Source organism: Caballeronia catudaia, assembly GCF_001544755.2.
GTDB lineage: Bacteria > Pseudomonadota > Gammaproteobacteria > Burkholderiales > Burkholderiaceae > Caballeronia > Caballeronia catudaia.
This window is the reverse complement of the sequence record NZ_FCOF02000026.1, coordinates 22,705-38,566: the sequence shown is the minus strand read 5'-3', so window position 1 is coordinate 38,566 and position 15,862 is coordinate 22,705. Positions and strand designations below refer to the sequence as shown.

The following is a 15,862-nucleotide window of genomic DNA, read 5'->3' as shown; positions in this document are numbered from 1 at the left end:
ACAAACTTGCATCAAATAAACATCAGCCAGTTCAACAGAAAAATATTCACGACCAGAAGCGTGAGAGCCGTCGGCACCTGCACCTTGATCACCGCGTTCTTGTCCGGCAGTTCCAGCAGCGCAGCCGGCACGATATTGAAGTTCGCGGCCATCGGCGTCATGAGCGTGCCGCAATAGCCGGAGAACATGCCGATCGCGGCCATCGTCGCGGGATTGCCGTGGAACATGCCGACGAGAATCGGCACGCCGACGCCGCCCGTCATCACCGGAAACGCGGCGAAGCCGTTGCCCATGACCATCGTGAAGAGCGCCATGCCGACGACATACACCGCCACCGCGACGAACCGGTAGTCCATGTTGACGTACGCCGTCGTCACGTGCGCGACGGCCTTGCCGACGCCCGCGTCCGAAAACACGAGCCCGAGCATGCCGAGCATCTGCGGCAGCACGGCGGCCCACGACAGCGCGTCGATGAGACGGCGCGTCTCGCGCATCGACTGGCCGACGGTATCGCGCGTCATCACGCAGGCGATCGCAAGCGCGATCACGCAGCCGATGCCGAAGCCGATCAACGTCACGTTCTTCGGATCGATCAGCGGCTTGCCGCCGAACACGAGATGGCTCACGGAAAGCGTGAGGATCACGGTGACGACGGGAATCGTCAGCGCCGGCACGAAGAGCTTGTTGCCGAGACGCACGGCGCTCTGCCGGCGCGTTTCCTCGGAGAGCATTTTGGGCTTCGCGCCGGTGACGCCGCCAAGCCCCGCGATCAGCGCCATCGCCACGACGAGCACGCCGACCACCGTCACCGGAATCCAGTCGCCGACGAGAAAGATCAGCGCGTAGATCAGCCAGAACACGCCCGCGGAGAGACGCCGCGGATGCGACTTGTCCGTGAGGATCATGCCCGCGACGACCACGAGCACGATGCCGACGAGGTAGAAGAGATAGTTGATCGTGAGCGTCATGCTTTCTCTCCCGCGACATTGCGCGTGAGCGCGTCGAGCTCGCGCGACAGCCTGCGATCAAGCAGCCACAGCCGGAAGCCGTGGATCAGGAACGCGCAGATCGCGGTGGGAATGCCCCACACGGCAACGTGCATCGGTTCGACGACGATGCCTGCTTCCTTCAGGAACGTGGTCATCAGCACGATCGCGCCGAACGCGACGAAGATGTCCTCGCCGAAGAACAGCCCGACGTTGTCGGTCGCGGCCGAGTACGCGCGCAGCTTGAAGCGCGTCGCGTCGGAGAGCTTGCCATAACGCGCTTCGGTGGCGCCTTCGGCCATCGGCGCAAGCAGCGGACGCACCATCTGCGGGTGGCCGCCCAGTCCCGTCAGGCCGACCGCCGCCGTGATTTCACGGACGAACAGGTAGACGATCAACAAGCGTCCGGCCGTCGCCGCCTTGATGCTCGAAATCCACATCTGCGCGCGCTCGCGCAGGCCGTGCCGTTCGAGCAGGCCGATCACCGCGAGCGGCAACAGGATGATGAGCGGAATATTGCGCGTCTTGAGAAAACCGCTGCCGATCGCGGTCAGAATGCGCTCGACGGGAAAATGCGCCGCAAAGCCGGTGATGATCGCCGCGGCCGCGACGATCAGCATCGGATTGAAGCGCAGCACGAAGCCCACGATGATGACGGCCACGCCGATGAGTGGCCATAGGTTGACAACATTTGCCATTGAGATCTCCACACTGACAGGGAAAAGACGCGCCTCGAATCGGGCGCTTTCTTGCTGAAACGCCCCAGGATGGCGGGGCGTTGAAACTCGCTGAGAGAAGCGTCAGGCGTCGGCGTGCGCCGCGCGTACTTCGATGCCCGCATCGGCGAGCGCGCCACGAATGCGGCGGGCGAAATCCAGCGCGTGCGCGCCGTCGCCATGCAGGCAGATCGTCTGCGCGTTGAGGGCCACCCATTCGCCCGACACGGCCTGCACGCGCTGCTCGCGCACCATCGCGAGCGTGCGGTCGAGCACGACGTTTTCGTCGTCGAGCAGCGCGCCCGGCTCCTTGCGCGGCACGAGTGAGCCGTCCGCGCGATAGCCGCGGTCCGCGAACACTTCCTCGATCGCGGCCAGCCCCGCGCGCCGCGCCGCTTCGACGAGCCCGCTGTTCGCGAGCCCGAACACGAGCAGCGACGGGTCGAAGTCGTGCACGGCGGAGACGATCGCATCGGCGATTTCGGGACTGCGCGCCGCCTGGTTGTAGAGCGCGCCGTGCGGCTTCACGTGCGCGATGCGCCCGCCCTCCGCCTGCGCGATCGCCGACAGCGCGCCCAGTTGATACAGCACGCCCGCGTAGATTTCCTCGGGCGGCAGGTCCATTTCCTTGCGGCCGAAATTCTCGGGATCGTTGAAGCTCGGATGCGCGCCGATGGCGACGCCTTTTTCCACGGCCCAGCGCACGCAGTCGCGCATCGCGGTGGCGCCGCCGGCATGCCAGCCGCACGCGATGTTCGCTGAACTCACGAGATCGAGCAGCGCTTCGTCGGAGCCGCAGCCTTCGCCGAGATCGGCATTGAGATCGATTTCCATGATGTTTCGGTCGTCCCGTTGAATGTTGAGTGTGATGCGTCGCGTCTGCCGCGCGGCTTTCGATTCAGGCGCCCGCCCGCGCGATGCGCTCCTCGTGCATCGCGATGGCCGTTTCCACCTGGCTCACGTATTGCCGTTCCTCGGCAAGCGCGCGGCGCGCCTCTTCCACCGACGTTTCGATGAAGCGCACGCCGCCGTTCAGCTTCACCTGCGCGAGCTTCCACAGATCCGCCTTGATGACCGCGCCGATCTTCGGGTAGCCGCCCGTCGTCTGCGCATCGCCCATCAGCACGATCGGCTGGCCGTTCGGCGGCACCTGCACCGTGCCGGGCAAGACCGCGTGCGACAGCAGTTCGATCTTCTCCCTGCGCTCGAGCGCCGTGCCCGCGAGGCGAAAGCCCATGCGGTTGCTGTTCGGCGTGATCGTCCACTCCTCGTTCCAGAAACTCTTTTGCGCCGCGTCGCTGAAGCTGTCGTATTCCGGCCCGCGCAGCACGCGGACCGGCAGCGCCCACGCGAGGCTCGGCGAATGACGTCCGCGCCGCACGGGTTCGTCGACGATAACGAACTTGCACCACGCCGGCGCTTTCACGCCGAACGCAGGTTCTTCCGGCGAGAACGCAATGCCCTTATGCGGCTGCGGCACGCCGACCGGCAAGCGGTCGCCGTCGCGCAGCGCGCGTCCGCCGAGACCGCCGAAGCACGCGGCGAGGTCGGTCGAGCGGGAGCCGAGCATCGGCAGGACGTCGATGCCGCCCGCGATCGCCACGTAGCAGCGCATGCCGCGCTTCGCCGCGCGCAGCGTCAGTTCCTGGCCCGCGCGCACCGGCAGGCTCCACCATGAATACACCGGCTTGTCGTCGAGCGTCGCGCCGAAATCCGTGCCGGTGATCGCGACGCGCGTCGCGTGTTTGAAGCGCAGCACGGTCGGCCCGAACGTCACCTCGATGCCCGCCGCATCCGGTTTATTGCCGACGATGCGATTGCCGATTTCCAGCGACAGCGCATCGAGCGCGCCGCCCGCGCTCACGCCCAGATGCCGGTAGCCGCGCCTGCCCAAATCCTGCACGGACGTGAGCACGCCCGCGCGAATCACGTCGATCATGCGCGCACCTCCAGCGCCGTGAAGCGCACGCGGTCGCCGGGCTGCATGAGCGTCGGCGGATTTCTGGCTGGATCGAAAAGTTTCAGCTCCGTGCGCCCGAGCAATTGCCAGCCGCCCGGCGACGCCGCCGGATATATCCCCGTCTGCGCCCCGCCGATTCCCACCGATCCCGCCGGCACTTCCAGACGCGGCTCGGCGCGGCGCGGCATCGCGAGCGCGGGATCGAGTCCGCCGAGATAGGCGAAGCCCGGCTGAAAGCCCAGAAAGAACACGACATATTCTGCTTGCGTATGGCGTTTCACCACTTCGTCGACGGACAAGCCCGTGTGTTTCGCGAGCGCGGCGAGATCGGGACCCTCGGCGCCGCCGTAGCGCACCGGGATCTCGATTTCGCTGCTGTCCATGTCGGTCGCCTGAGCTGCGTCCCAGCCGGTTTCCAGTTGCGCGGCGAGCGTTTCGTAGTCCGCTTCGAGCGGATCGAACACGATCGTCAGATTGTTCATGCCCGGCACCACTTCGACGACGTGCGGCATCAGGCGCGCGTGCTCCGCCAGCGCCCACACGCGGCGCTGGCAGTCGAGCGTGGCGGGCGGCGCGGCTTCGCACACGAGCGCGGTGTCGCCCAAGGGGTGGATTCGTGGTTTCGTCATGCCTTCGATTGCCTTTGCAAAACGCGAAAATCGTCGGTTCGATCGACTTCACGCCATCGCAGAATGTTACATTGTCAATAAATTATCAAGAAATTATCAATTAACGTTTTCGCCGAGGCGCTCTTTTCGCTCGTAAAAAGACGTTGCGCTACACTCCAACGCACTTCACATCGGTCCCCGCCATGCCGCGCCATCCCACCAAGATCGTTTCGTCCGAGCATCTCGTCTCCGAAGCCAGCGCGGAACTGTCTGAATTCGAATACGGGCTCATCATGGCCGGCAACGCGTTCAATCGCTGGATGGTGCGCTGCATGTCCGCGGCGGGCGCGAAGGACATGACGGCGGTGGAAGTGTCGCTGCTGCATCACGTGAGCCATCGCGACCGCAAGAAGAAGCTCGCAGACATCTGCTTCGTGCTGAACATCGAGGACACGCACGTTGCCACGTATGCATTGAAGAAACTCGTCGCCCGCGGCTATGTGCAAAGCGAGAAGTCGGGCAAGGAAGTGTTCTTTTCCGCGACCGCGGCGGGGCGCGAGCTTTGCGGCAAATATCGCGAAGTGCGCGAGGCGTGCCTCATCGAGACGCTGCGCGAAAGCGGCCTCACCAACGAGCAGATCGGCGAGGCCGCGCAATTGATGCGCAATGCGTCCGGTCTCTACGATACCGCCGCGCGCGCGGCGGCATCGCTTTAATAGATCGCGGATTCGGTCAGGATCGCGTCGAGCGGCATGTCGTGCGTCTCGCGCGGCAACGCACCGCATTTGCCCGATTCGTACGCGATGCCGATGGTCACCGGCCGTTTCGCGTCCGGCCACGCGGCGAGCGTGCGGTCGTAGTAACCGCCGCCGTAGCCCAGACGATACCGATGCGCATCGAAACCGACGCACGGAATCAGCAGCAAGTCCGGCACCACGACTTTTTCTTCGGCGGGCACCGGAATCCGATAGCGGCCTTCCTTCATCGGCGCATGTGCGCTCCACGCGTGAAAGACCATCGGCGCATGCGGCTTCACGACCACCGGCAACGCTGCGCCGCGGGTTGCGTCGGCGGCGAGCCAGCGCGTCATCGCGGCGCGCGCGTCGAACTCGCCCGCGACCGGCCAGTACAGGCCGACGCACCGCGCGTCGTGCCGCGCGAGCATTTCCTCGATGCGCACCGCCAGCGCCGCGTTCTTCGCGACCTGGCCGGCCTGCTCGCTTTGCGCCTCGCGGGTCGCGAGAAGCGTTGCGCGCAGGGCGCTTTTAGGCTCGCTCTTGGGTTGATCGCAAACGTTGCGTGCTATGCTTTCCTCCGAACTCAGGACCCGGTTCAAGACCATTCGCGCTCCAGAAATAACGATGTCAAAACGCCTCAACCGAGTATATCTTGCGGTCGGCGCAGCCCTTGCCGCAGTGACGCTCGTCGCTTGCGGAACGGCTTCCGCCGTCCGTCCCGACGCTGATTTTTCGCCCGGCTCCGATGACCGCATCTTCATGCAGCTGCGCGACGCCGCGCGCGCGAACGATGCCGGCAAGGCCGCCGCGCTCGCCGCGCAGATTCCGGACTATCCGGCGCCGAGCTACATCGAATACTTCACGATCAAGCCGCAGCTCTTCGATTCGCAAGGCCACGCGCGCATCGACGCGCCCGACGCGCCGGTGCTCTCGTTCCTGCAGCGCTACGACGGCCAGGCGATCGCCGACCGCTTGCGCAATGACTATCTCGTCGTGCTCGGCAGCCGTCACGACTGGAAGAACTTCGAGCAGCAGTACTCGCGTTTCGTTCTGAACGACGATACGCAAGTCAAGTGCTATGCGCTCGAAGCGCGTTTGTCGCGCGGCGAGAACGTCGCGGACGCGGCGCGCGCGCTGCTCGTCGAGCCGAAATGGTACGGCGACGGCTGCGTCGATCTGATCGGCGCGCTCGCCGAGTCGGGCCAGTTCACCAGCGACGACATCTGGCAGCAGATCCGCCTCGCCTACGAGCAGAACTACACGTCCACGGGCTCGAACATCGTGGATGCGCTCGGCCAGGAAAAGCCGAAGGACACGCTCTTCGACGACGCCGTCAACAAGCCGCCCCTCTATCTCGCGCGCGGCGTGATGCCCAATACGCCGGCGCATCAGCTCACGCTGCTTGCGATCACGCGCATGGCCCGCAACGATCCGGCGATGGCCGCGGCCACGTTCAGCTCCGTCGCGCCGAGCCTGACGCCCGCCGAGCGCGCGACCGGCTGGGGCACGATCGGCTATCAGGCGGCGATCAAGCGCATGCCGTCGGCAGCGGACTGGTTCCGGCTGTCGGCGAACGCGCAGTTGTCGAACCCGGCTTATGAATGGCGCACGAGAAGCGCGCTGTTCGTCGGCGACTGGAACATGGTGCGCTGGTCCATCGAACAGATGCCGCCCACGCTGCGCTCGCAGCCCGCGTGGGTTTACTGGCACGCGCGTGCGCTGAAGCAGGCGGGCGACGCGGCCACGGCGAATCAGGAATTCCAGACCATCGCCGATCAATACAACTTCTACGGCCAGCTCGCGCTCGAAGAACTCGGCCAGAAGATCACGGTGCCGCCGCGCACGACCGTATCGGATGCGGAAATCGCGCAGATGCAGTCCGTGCCCGGCTTCGCGCTGTCGCAGCGTTTCTATGCGCTCAACATGCGGCTCGAAGGAAACCGGGAATGGAACTGGCCGCTGCGCACGATGACCGACCGCCAGTTGATCGCGGCCGCGCAGTATGCGAAGCGCATCGAGATGTTCGACCGCACCGTGAACACCGCCGACAAGACCAAGACCGAGCACGATTTCTCGCTGCGGTATCTGTCGCCGTTCCGCGATATCGTCGAGCGCGATGCGCAGAACACCGGTCTCGACATCGAATGGGCATACGGGCTGATTCGCCAGGAATCGCGCTTCATCATCAACGCGAAGTCGGAAGTGGGCGCGGGCGGTTTGATGCAGTTGATGCCCGGCACGGCGCAGCTCGTCGCGAAGAAGATTGGGCTCGGTCCGGTGTCGCGCGCGCAGATGAACGACATCAACACGAACATCCTGCTCGGCACGAATTACCTGTCGATGATCTACAATCAATTCGACAACTCGCCCGTGCTCGCCACTGCCGGCTACAACGCCGGTCCGGGGCGACCGAAGCAGTGGCGTCAGGACTTGCGCGCACCCGTGGAGGGCGCGGTTTTTGCTGAAACGATCCCGTTCACCGAGACTCGCGATTACGTGAAAAACGTGCTGTCGAACACCGTGTATTACGCGGCATTGTTCGAAGGCCGTCCGCAGTCGTTGAAGGCGCGTCTGGGCTACATCGCTCCCTGACCGTCCCGCAGCGAAGCTCACGCCCGCGCGTCGAATGACAGGACGCGCGGGCGTTTTCATTTTCGGCCCTGCCGTTCTGAACTCGAGCCGCATTCTTCAGGCCGCGACCAAGAGGCGAACTATGCGACACCAACATGTAGCGCTGATCGGCGGTTCGGGTTTCATCGGCAGCCATCTCGTCAATGCGCTCGTCGATCTCGGCAAGACCGTGCGCATCGCGACGCGGCGGCGCGTCAACGCCGCGCATCTCACGCTGCTGCCCGTCGATGTCATCGAAATCGATGTTCACGATCCCGTCAAACTCGCCGCGTTCATCGATCAGAGCGATGCGGTGATCAATCTCGTCGGCGTTCTTCAAGGGCGGCGCGACGATCCGTATGGCCCGGAATTCGCGAAGGCGCATGTCGAGCTGCCGCGCAAGATCGCCGCCGCGTGCGAAGCGAAGGGCGTGCGGCGTTTGCTGCATATGAGCGCGATCGGCGCCGATCCTCACGGCCCGAGCATGTATCTGCGCTCGAAGGGCGATGGCGAGAAGATCATGCGCGAATCGGGACTCGACTGGACTATCTTTCGCAGTTCCGTCGTGTTCGGTCCCGAGGACAATCTGCTCAACCAGTTTGCGTTTCTGGAGCGCGTGTTCCCGGTAATTCCGCTGGCGTGCGCCGACGCCGAGTTCCAGCCCGTGTTCGTCGGCGACGTGGCGAAGGCGATCGTCAACGTGCTCGACCTCGACGCCGCGAACCGTCAGGTCTACGAGCTCGCGGGCCCGAGCGTGTACACGCTCGCGGAGCTCGTGCGCTTTTCAGGCGCGACCATCGGCAAGCATTCGCGCATTATCAAGCTGCCGGAAAGCCTCGGCCGCCTGCAGGCGATGACGATGGAACTGGCGCCCGGCCAACCGATCATCTCGCGCGACAATCTCGATTCGATGAAGACGCCGAGCGTCGCGAGCGGGCCGCTTTCGCCGGAACTGGGCATCGACGAGCCGGCGAGCATCGAGACGATTGCGCCGCTGTATCTGACGGGCAATTCGTCGCGCTCGCGCTTCAACGCTTTTCGCGCTACGGCGCATCGTTAATCCTCTTTTTCTGATCGCATGAAACTCGTAATCGGTGACAAGTTCAATTCTTCCTGGTCGATGCGTCCCTGGATTCTGCTGAAGCATTTCGGCATTCCGTTCGAAGAGACGCTGATCCGCCTGGGCCAGCCCGACACGAAGTCGAAGATTCTCGAAGTCTCGCCGTCCGGCAAGGTGCCGTGCCTCGTCACCGATGCGGGCGATGCCGTGTGGGAATCGCTTGCGATCGCCGAGACGATTGCCGAGATGCATCCCTGGCACGCGATGTGGCCGCGCGAGGCTGCTGCCCGCGCGCGCGCCCGCAGCGTCAGCGCGGAGATGCATGCGGGCTTCGCGGACCTGCGCCAGAACATGCCGATGGAAATCACCACGCACGCGCCGGGCACGGGCGCGACGCCGGACGTGCTCGCGAACATTGCGCGCATCGAGGCGATCTGGGCCGAGTGTCTCGGGAAATCGGGCGGGCCGTTTCTCTTCGGCGAATTCTGCATCGCGGACGCGATGTTCGCGCCGGTCGTCATGCGCTTCAACACCTACGCGCCGAAACTGAGTGCGACGTCGCTCGAATACGGCAAGCGCATCACGGCGCTGCCGGCGGTCGCGGCGTGGATCGACGGGGCGCGCGAGGGCGCGCGATGAACATCTACGCAGTCGGCGGCGCGATCCGCGATGAACTGCTTGGCGTGCCGGTCATGGATCGCGATTACGTCGTCGTGGGCGCGACGCCGGAGCAGATGGTGGCGCAGGGTTATCGCCCGGTCGGCAAGGATTTTCCGGTGTTTCTGCATCCCGAGACGCATGAGGAATACGCGCTCGCGCGCACCGAGCGCAAGACGGCGGCGGGCTATCACGGCTTTCAGTTTTACTATTCGCCGGATGTCACGCTCGAGGAAGATCTGGCGCGGCGCGATCTCACGGTCAACGCGATGGCGCGCGAGGTGACGCCGGCGGGCGAGCTCACCGGCCCGGTGATCGATCCGTTCGACGGGCGAAGCGACCTGAAGAACAAGCTGTTCAGGCATGTGGGCGATGCGTTCATCGAAGATCCGGTGCGCATATTGCGCGTCGCGCGATTCGCCGCGCGTTTCGCCGATTTCGATGTCGCGCCGGAAACCGCGGAGCTCATGAAGAAGATGGTCGCGGCGGGCGAAGTCGATGCGCTCGTTCCCGAGCGCGTCTGGCAGGAAGTGTCGCGTGGATTGATGGAGAAGAAGCCGTCGCGCATGTTCGCGGTGTTGCGCGGCTGCGGCGCGCTCGCGCGCATTCTTCCCGAGGTCGATGCGTTGTGGGGCGTGCCGCAGCGCGCCGACTATCACCCGGAAGTCGATACCGGCGTGCACGTGATGATGGTGCTGGACTACGCCGCGTCGCAGGGTTTCGCGTTGCCGGTGCGCTTTGCGGCGCTGACGCACGATCTCGGCAAGGCGACGACGCCCGAGGATATCTTGCCGCGACACATCGGCCATGAAGGACGCAGCGTCGATTTGTTGCGGCCGTTGTGCGAGCGTCTGCGTGTGCCGAACGAGTGCCGCGATCTGGCGATGCTCGTCGCGCGGGAGCACGGCAATATTCATCGCGTGATGGATATGGGCGCGGCGGCCCTTGTGCGCCTTTTTGAACGCTCCGATGCGTTGCGGAAACCGGCGCGGTTTGCTGAGGCGTTGCAAGCCTGTGTTGCCGATGCCCGGGGGCGGCTTGGGTTGGAGCTTCAGCCTTATCCGCAGGCTGAGCGGTTGAGGGAGGCGTTGGTTGCTGCGCGGGCTGTCGATGCGGGGGCGGTGGCGCAGGCTTGTGCCGATGAGCCTTCCAGGATCAAGGATGCCGTGCATGATGCTCGCGTTGCGGCGGTTAAGGGTGCTATCGGTGGTTGATGTTTTTTTGTTTCGCTAGATCCCGTTTTCGTGTCGGTATATTAGCTTCGGCCCTGTGCGGGGCGGGGCAGTGCTAATAAACCGACGCGAATCCGGGATCCGGCAACAAACCCAAGCCCACAAACCACAATCCTCAAAGCGCCCGCGCAATCAAAGAAAGCACTATCGACAACAACAACGTCGACATGAACGGAAACGAATATTCCTTCCCAAAGATCCGCAGCGTGAAATCCCCCGGCAGCCGCCCGATGCCAAACTTCCTGAGCCACGGCAGCGAGCCGGAAAGAATCGCAAGCGCGATGAACGTCGTGAGCAGCCAGCGGATCATGATCGCGCACTCATAGTGTGTGAGAACGATCGCCCGCGGCGAACGCGTCGAGCACCCCGGGAATGCCTCGCGAAAACGCGATCACCTTGAAAAGCTCGCCCATCTCGGCCTCGGAAAGCAGCTTCTGAACCGCGTTTGCAGCAGGCAAAAAACGCTTCACATCGGCGGGATCGAGATCGCTCAAAACATCGGTGATGCCCGCGTTCATCAGAAACCGCGCCTGCGACGTAAAGCCGAGCAAATCGGCGCCGGTCTCCACGCCCGCTTCCGCGATGCCCGTGAACTCGACGTGCGCGGTGATGTCCTGCAACCCCGGATACAGAAACGGGTCCGCGTGCGCGCGATGCCGGTAATGACACATCAGCGTCCCCGCTGCGCGCTGCGCATGATAAAACTCGCGCCGCGGGAAACCATAGTCGATGAAAACCGCCGCGCCGCGCGTAAGCATCGTGCAGACGGTCTTCGTGAAGGCAAGCGCAGCCTCATGCGTCTCGGTGATGTATTCCGCGAACGGCTCGTCGCTGACTTCGTCGATGGCGGCATCGATCAGTTCGACCTGCGCATCCGGCGCGATCGGCCGGTCATCGAAGGCAAAACGGTCGTTCAGCACGACGACGCCGCGCTCATGCCACGCGCCGAGCTTGCGAACGACGAGGCGCACCGGCATCGCATCGAGCACTTCGTTGCCGATCACGACGCCTTCGAACGCCTCGGGCAGCGCGTCCAGCCATGTCACCTTCGCAGCGAGCAACGGCGCGTGCTTCTCGATGGTCTCGCGCTGTCGCGCGCGCAATTCGCCGGAAAGATCGACGATCGCATAGCTGTCGAAACCTACGTCAAGTTCGGCGAGCGCGGTCAGAAGGCCCGCGGCGAGCCTGCCCGTGCCCGCGCCGAATTCCATCAGCCGACGCGTGCCGCTTTGCCGCAAAGCCTGTGCGACGGGGCGCGCGAGCGTTTTCGCGAACAGCGGCGACAGCTCCGGCGCGGTGACGAAGTCGCTTCCGTCTTCGGCGCGGCGGCCGAACTTCATCGCTCCGCCGCCGTAATAGCCAAGGCCGGGCGCGTATAGCGCGAGGTCCATGTAGCGGTCGAACGGCAACCAGCCGCCCGCCGCGGCGATGCGCCCCCGAATCAGGTCTGAAAGCGCTTCGGACTGCGCGAGCGCGTCGGGGCCGGGAGCAGGTAAACTATCGGTTTGTCTGGCATTCGGATTCATCCCAGTATTGTAAATGAGCGCTTCCACGCCGTTTTCTTCCGTCAACTCGCCGTCTTTGGCTCCCGTTTCGCATTCCCGCGCCGTGCTGGTGACGGGCGCGGCGAAGCGCATCGGGCGTGGCGTCGCGCTGGAATTCGCGCGGCAAGGCTGGGACGTGGCCGTGCACTACGGCGAATCGGAACGCGAGGCGCACGCCACCGTCACGGATATCGAAGCGCTCGGGCGGCGCGCGGTCGCGCTGAAAGCGGATCTCGCAGTCGAAACGGAAGTCGAGCGGCTCGTGCCGGCGTGCGTCGAGGCGTTCGGCGGACTGAACTGCATCGTGAATTGCGCGTCGCGCTTCGACGAAGACACGGCCGTCGACTTCGGCTACGCGAAGCTGCTGGAAATGACCGCCGTCAACGTCGCCGCGCCGCTCACGCTCGCGCGCATGCTGCACGCGATCACGCCCGACGCCGCCGCCGAAGATCGCACGCTACGCGGCGTCGTCATCAACGTGCTCGACCAGAAGCTCTACAACATGAATCCGGATTACCTGTCGTACACGCTGACGAAGGCCGCGCTCGACAACGCCACCGTCGCGCTCGCGCAGGCGCTCGGGCCGAAGCTGCGCGTCGCCGGACTTGCGCCCGGTTTGACGCTGATTTCCGCCGGACAGACGCCCGCGTCGTTCGAGTCGGCGCATCGCGTGACGCCGCTCAATCGCGCATCGACGGTCGACGACGTCGCGCAGGCCGCGTGCTATCTCGCGAACGCGCACGGCGTGACCGGCACGACGCTCGTCGTCGACGGCGGCCAGCACCTCGTGCCGAGCCCGCGCGACGTGATGTACATGATCGGCGCGCAGAAGCCCTGAAACGCGTTATTGAATATTGGAACCCACATGCTTGCCGCACTTTCGCATCCCCGGCTGACGGATTGCCGCCGGCTTTTTCTGCGCAACTACGAAGTGCGCATCAACATCGGCGTGCATGACTTCGAGAAGCGCGGCGAGCAACGCGTCGTCATCAACGTCGAGTTGTTCGTGCCGCTCGCGCTGTCGACGCCCGTCGAAGACAAGTTGTCCGAAGTCGTCGATTACGACTTCATGCGCTCGACCATCGGCGCGCGCGTGAAGCAGGGCCACATTCACCTGCAGGAAACGCTGTGCGACGACGTCGCCGCCGCCCTGCTCGCGCATCCGAACGTGCGCGCGGTGGCCGTATCGACGGAAAAGCCCGACGTCTATCCCGACTGCGACGCGGTAGGCGTCGAAGTCTTTCGCATCAAAGAGGAACGAGCATGAACGCGCGTGACGCAGTCGAAACCGTGGCGGACGAAAAGCCCGCGCGTGAAGCGTTGACCCGGCGCCAGCAGAAGGAAGCGTACGAGAACAACAAGCTGTTCAAGCGCATCGCGCGGCAGGTCGGCGAGGCGATCGGCGACTTCAACATGATCGAGCAAGGCGACAAGGTCATGGTGTGCCTGTCGGGCGGCAAAGACAGTTACGCGATGCTCGACGTCCTGATGCGCCTGCGCGAGCGCGCGCCGATCGACTTCGAGATCGTCGCGGTGAATCTCGACCAGAAGCAGCCGGGCTTCCCGGAGCACGTGCTGCCGGAGTATCTGGCCAAGCTGGATATTCCGTTTCATATCGAGAATCAGGACACGTACAGCATCGTCAAGCGGCTCGTGCCCGAAGGCAAGACGACGTGCTCGCTGTGCTCGCGCCTGCGCCGCGGCATTCTGTATCGCGTGGCGGGCGAGCTTGGCGCGACCAAGATCGCGCTCGGGCATCATCGCGACGACATCCTCCAGACGCTCTTGCTCAACATGTTCTACGGCGGCAAGCTGAAGGGTATGCCGCCCAAGCTGCAATCCGACGACGGCAAGAATGTCGTAATCCGTCCGCTCGCCTACGTGAAGGAGACGGATCTGGAAAAATACGCCGAACTCCGCGAATTCCCGATCATTCCGTGCAACCTGTGCGGCAGCCAGCCGAACCTGAAGCGCGCGGAGATGAAGGCGCTGATCCGCGAATGGGACAAGCGCTTTCCGGGACGCATCGAGAACATGTTCAACGCGCTGTCGAACGTGGTGCCGTCGCATCTGATGGACAGCAAGCTGTTTCCGTTCGGCGATCTGCGCGCGACAGGCGTTGCCGATCCGCAAGGCGATATCGCCTTCGACGAGGAACCGTGTGCAAGCGAACCGTCAGGATCGACCGGCGCGGTTTCAATTGTGCAGTTCGACGATCTGTAACCTTCATTCAATAAGGCGCAGCGTGGTTTACGCCGCACTGCGTCACGGAGCCGCTTGTTATATTGGCGGCTCGTCTTACCAGCAAGGCTTCCAGCGATGAACATCGTGATTCTGGCTGCCGGCATGGGCAAGCGCATGCGCTCCGCCCTGCCGAAAGTTCTTCATCCACTGGCCGGCAGGCCATTGCTCGCGCACGTCATCGATACCGCGCGGACGCTGTCGCCGACGCGGCTCGTCGTCGTCGTCGGGCATGGCGCGGACAAAGTCCGCGAGGCGGTCGGGGCCCCGGACGTGCAGTTCGCGCTGCAGGACAAGCAGCTCGGCACGGGCCACGCCGTGCAGCAGGCATTGCCGCTTCTCGATCCGTCGGTTCCCACGCTCGTGCTGTACGGCGACGTGCCGCTCACGCGCGCGAGCACGCTTACCCGCCTGATCGACGCCGCGGGCGCCGAGCGTTACGGCGTGCTGACGGTGACGGTGGATGATCCGGCCGGCTACGGGCGCATCGTGCGCGACGCGGCGGGCAAGGTGAAGAAGATCGTCGAGCAGAAAGATGCGAGCGAGGAAGAGCGGCGCATCGCGGAAATCAACACCGGCATCGTCATCACGCCGACGCGCACGCTCGAAACGTGGCTCGCGTCGCTTAAGAACGACAACGCGCAAGGCGAGTTCTATCTGACCGACGTGGTCGAGCGCGCCATCGATTCGGGCGTGGAAGTCGTCACCGCGCAGCCGGACGCCGAATGGGAAACGCTCGGCGTGAACAGCAAGATCCAGCTCGCGGAACTTGAGCGCATCCACCAACGCAACGTGGCGAACGCGCTGCTCGACGCGGGCGTCACGTTGATGGACCCGGCGCGCATCGACGTGCGCGGCACGCTCGAATGCGGCGCGGACGTGTCGATCGACGTGAACTGCGTGTTCGAAGGGCGCGTGACGCTCGCCGACAACGTGACGGTCGGCCCGAACTGTGTGATCCGCGACGCCACGATCGGCGCGGGCACGCGGATTGATGCGTACACGCATATCGAAGGCGCATCGGCGGGCGCGAATGTCGTGCTCGGCCCGTACGCGCGGCTGCGTCCAGGCGCGAAGCTTTCCGATGAAGCGCACGTCGGCAACTTCGTCGAAGTGAAGAACGCGGTGCTCGGGCATGGCTCGAAGGCGAACCATCTCACGTATATCGGCGATTCGGATATCGGCGCGCGCGTGAACGTGGGCGCGGGCACGATCACCTGCAACTACGACGGCGCGAACAAGCATCGCACGGTGATCGAGGACGATGTCTTCATCGGCTCGGATACGCAACTCGTGGCGCCTGTGCGCGTCGGCCGTGGAGTGACGATCGCGGCGGGCACGACCGTCTGGAAGGATGTCGCAGAAGGCGAACTGGTGCTCAACGAGAAGATCCAGATTAGCAAGACGGACTACAAGCGTCCGGTGAAGAAGAAGTCGTAAGGCTGTCGTGAAGATTCAGCCCAGCGCGCGCGGCGCTTCGTGCACCGCGCTTTCGAATGCAAGTATCAAAG

At 64.4% G+C, this 15,862-nt stretch carries 17 protein-coding genes; 9 read left to right on the top strand and 8 right to left on the bottom strand.

Going from position 1 to position 15,862, the window contains the following annotated elements; genetic code table 11:
• Nucleotides 1-11: 11 nt before the first annotated feature.
• From AWB75_RS24020 to pxpB, 5 genes are all read right to left on the bottom strand, one after another.
• Nucleotides 12-968 (bottom strand): DUF979 domain-containing protein, encoded by a 957-nt coding sequence (locus AWB75_RS24020; RefSeq protein WP_061126539.1) that lies wholly within the window; start codon nt 966-968, stop codon nt 12-14.
• Complete coding sequence (locus tag AWB75_RS24015) at nt 965-1,684, bottom strand: DUF969 domain-containing protein (RefSeq protein ID WP_061126538.1); 720 nt, start codon at nt 1,682-1,684, stop codon at nt 965-967. Before AWB75_RS24015 ends, AWB75_RS24020 begins: the two co-directional genes overlap by 4 nt.
• Nucleotides 1,685-1,786: 102 nt before the next feature.
• Entirely contained in the window at nt 1,787-2,536 is a 750-nt protein-coding gene (gene pxpA / locus AWB75_RS24010; RefSeq protein ID WP_061126537.1) for a 5-oxoprolinase subunit PxpA, read from the bottom strand.
• Between the two features lie 64 nt (nt 2,537-2,600).
• Nucleotides 2,601-3,641: a 5-oxoprolinase subunit C family protein gene (locus AWB75_RS24005; protein ID WP_061126536.1), complete on the bottom strand. Its 1,041-nt coding sequence runs from the start codon at nt 3,639-3,641 to the stop codon at nt 2,601-2,603.
• The gene (pxpB, locus tag AWB75_RS24000) at nt 3,638-4,291 is read right to left on the bottom strand and encodes a 5-oxoprolinase subunit PxpB (protein ID WP_061126535.1); all 654 of its coding nucleotides are present in this window, start codon (nt 4,289-4,291) and stop codon (nt 3,638-3,640) included. Before pxpB ends, AWB75_RS24005 begins: the two co-directional genes overlap by 4 nt.
• Nucleotides 4,292-4,473: 182 nt before the next feature.
• Here pxpB and AWB75_RS23995 point away from each other — a divergent pair, with 182 nt between their 5' ends.
• Nucleotides 4,474-4,986 (top strand): winged helix DNA-binding protein, encoded by a 513-nt coding sequence (locus AWB75_RS23995; RefSeq protein WP_061126534.1) that lies wholly within the window; start codon nt 4,474-4,476, stop codon nt 4,984-4,986.
• Here the strand turns inward: AWB75_RS23995 and AWB75_RS23990 are convergent.
• A complete protein-coding gene (locus AWB75_RS23990; RefSeq protein ID WP_061126533.1) occupies nt 4,983-5,612 on the bottom strand; it encodes a 5-formyltetrahydrofolate cyclo-ligase in 630 nt (209 codons plus the stop codon). The genes AWB75_RS23995 and AWB75_RS23990 overlap by 4 nt on opposite strands.
• A 19-nt stretch (nt 5,613-5,631) precedes the next feature.
• On the opposite strand from AWB75_RS23990, the gene AWB75_RS23985 reads away from it, so the two are divergent.
• From AWB75_RS23985 to AWB75_RS23970, 4 genes are all read left to right on the top strand, one after another.
• Nucleotides 5,632-7,599 (top strand): lytic transglycosylase domain-containing protein, encoded by a 1,968-nt coding sequence (locus AWB75_RS23985; RefSeq protein WP_061126532.1) that lies wholly within the window; start codon nt 5,632-5,634, stop codon nt 7,597-7,599.
• Between the two features lie 121 nt (nt 7,600-7,720).
• On the top strand, nt 7,721-8,677 hold the full coding sequence (locus AWB75_RS23980) for a complex I NDUFA9 subunit family protein (protein ID WP_061126531.1): 957 nt from the start codon (nt 7,721-7,723) through the stop codon (nt 8,675-8,677).
• Nucleotides 8,678-8,695: 18 nt separating this feature from the next.
• Complete coding sequence (locus AWB75_RS23975) at nt 8,696-9,316, top strand: glutathione S-transferase family protein (RefSeq protein WP_061126530.1); 621 nt, start codon at nt 8,696-8,698, stop codon at nt 9,314-9,316.
• Nucleotides 9,313-10,548, top strand: a complete 1,236-nt coding sequence (locus AWB75_RS23970) for a multifunctional CCA addition/repair protein (RefSeq protein ID WP_061126529.1) — start codon at nt 9,313-9,315, stop codon at nt 10,546-10,548. Before AWB75_RS23975 ends, AWB75_RS23970 begins: the two co-directional genes overlap by 4 nt.
• A gap of 133 nt (nt 10,549-10,681) precedes the next feature.
• Here the strand turns inward: AWB75_RS23970 and AWB75_RS23965 are convergent, their stop codons facing one another.
• Entirely contained in the window at nt 10,682-10,876 is a 195-nt protein-coding gene (locus AWB75_RS23965; RefSeq protein WP_061126528.1) for a DUF2905 domain-containing protein, read from the bottom strand.
• A gap of 10 nt (nt 10,877-10,886) precedes the next feature.
• Nucleotides 10,887-12,092 carry a class I SAM-dependent methyltransferase gene (locus AWB75_RS23960; RefSeq protein ID WP_061126588.1) on the bottom strand — a complete coding sequence of 402 codons (1,206 nt, stop codon included), beginning with the start codon at nt 12,090-12,092 and terminating at the stop codon, nt 10,887-10,889.
• Between the two features lie 13 nt (nt 12,093-12,105).
• Between AWB75_RS23960 and AWB75_RS23955 the strand changes: the two genes are divergently transcribed.
• The 4 genes from AWB75_RS23955 to glmU all read left to right on the top strand — a co-directional run bounded on the left by AWB75_RS23955 (nt 12,106) and on the right by glmU (nt 15,791).
• Entirely contained in the window at nt 12,106-12,948 is an 843-nt protein-coding gene (locus AWB75_RS23955; RefSeq protein WP_061126527.1) for an SDR family oxidoreductase, read from the top strand.
• A gap of 27 nt (nt 12,949-12,975) precedes the next feature.
• Complete coding sequence (locus AWB75_RS23950; protein WP_061126526.1) at nt 12,976-13,377, top strand: dihydroneopterin aldolase; 402 nt, start codon at nt 12,976-12,978, stop codon at nt 13,375-13,377.
• On the top strand, nt 13,374-14,333 hold the full coding sequence (ttcA, locus tag AWB75_RS23945) for a tRNA 2-thiocytidine(32) synthetase TtcA (RefSeq protein ID WP_061126525.1): 960 nt from the start codon (nt 13,374-13,376) through the stop codon (nt 14,331-14,333). The genes AWB75_RS23950 and ttcA overlap by 4 nt, the downstream gene beginning before the upstream one ends.
• Before the next feature lie 96 nt (nt 14,334-14,429).
• Entirely contained in the window at nt 14,430-15,791 is a 1,362-nt protein-coding gene (gene glmU, locus AWB75_RS23940) for a bifunctional UDP-N-acetylglucosamine diphosphorylase/glucosamine-1-phosphate N-acetyltransferase GlmU (protein ID WP_061126524.1), read from the top strand.
• Nucleotides 15,792-15,862 lie beyond the last annotated feature (71 nt).

Bases quoted from the DNA above. Each gene is read 5' to 3' on its own strand.
- AWB75_RS24020 (WP_061126539.1), bottom strand. From the start codon at position 968: ATGACGCTCACGATCAACTATCTCTTCTACCTCGTCGGCATCGTGCTC.
- AWB75_RS24015 (WP_061126538.1), bottom strand. From the start codon at position 1,684: ATGGCAAATGTTGTCAACCTATGGCCACTCATCGGCGTGGCCGTCATC.
- pxpA (WP_061126537.1), bottom strand. From the start codon at position 2,536: ATGGAAATCGATCTCAATGCCGATCTCGGCGAAGGCTGCGGCTCCGAC.
- AWB75_RS24005 (WP_061126536.1), bottom strand. From the start codon at position 3,641: ATGATCGACGTGATTCGCGCGGGCGTGCTCACGTCCGTGCAGGATTTG.
- pxpB (WP_061126535.1), bottom strand. From the start codon at position 4,291: ATGACGAAACCACGAATCCACCCCTTGGGCGACACCGCGCTCGTGTGC.
- AWB75_RS23995 (WP_061126534.1), top strand. From the start codon at position 4,474: ATGCCGCGCCATCCCACCAAGATCGTTTCGTCCGAGCATCTCGTCTCC.
- AWB75_RS23990 (WP_061126533.1), bottom strand. From the start codon at position 5,612: ATGGTCTTGAACCGGGTCCTGAGTTCGGAGGAAAGCATAGCACGCAAC.
- AWB75_RS23985 (WP_061126532.1), top strand. From the start codon at position 5,632: ATGTCAAAACGCCTCAACCGAGTATATCTTGCGGTCGGCGCAGCCCTT.
- AWB75_RS23980 (WP_061126531.1), top strand. From the start codon at position 7,721: ATGCGACACCAACATGTAGCGCTGATCGGCGGTTCGGGTTTCATCGGC.
- AWB75_RS23975 (WP_061126530.1), top strand. From the start codon at position 8,696: ATGAAACTCGTAATCGGTGACAAGTTCAATTCTTCCTGGTCGATGCGT.
- AWB75_RS23970 (WP_061126529.1), top strand. From the start codon at position 9,313: ATGAACATCTACGCAGTCGGCGGCGCGATCCGCGATGAACTGCTTGGC.
- AWB75_RS23965 (WP_061126528.1), bottom strand. From the start codon at position 10,876: ATGATCCGCTGGCTGCTCACGACGTTCATCGCGCTTGCGATTCTTTCC.
- AWB75_RS23960 (WP_061126588.1), bottom strand. From the start codon at position 12,092: ATGAATCCGAATGCCAGACAAACCGATAGTTTACCTGCTCCCGGCCCC.
- AWB75_RS23955 (WP_061126527.1), top strand. From the start codon at position 12,106: ATGAGCGCTTCCACGCCGTTTTCTTCCGTCAACTCGCCGTCTTTGGCT.
- AWB75_RS23950 (WP_061126526.1), top strand. From the start codon at position 12,976: ATGCTTGCCGCACTTTCGCATCCCCGGCTGACGGATTGCCGCCGGCTT.
- ttcA (WP_061126525.1), top strand. From the start codon at position 13,374: ATGAACGCGCGTGACGCAGTCGAAACCGTGGCGGACGAAAAGCCCGCG.
- glmU (WP_061126524.1), top strand. From the start codon at position 14,430: ATGAACATCGTGATTCTGGCTGCCGGCATGGGCAAGCGCATGCGCTCC.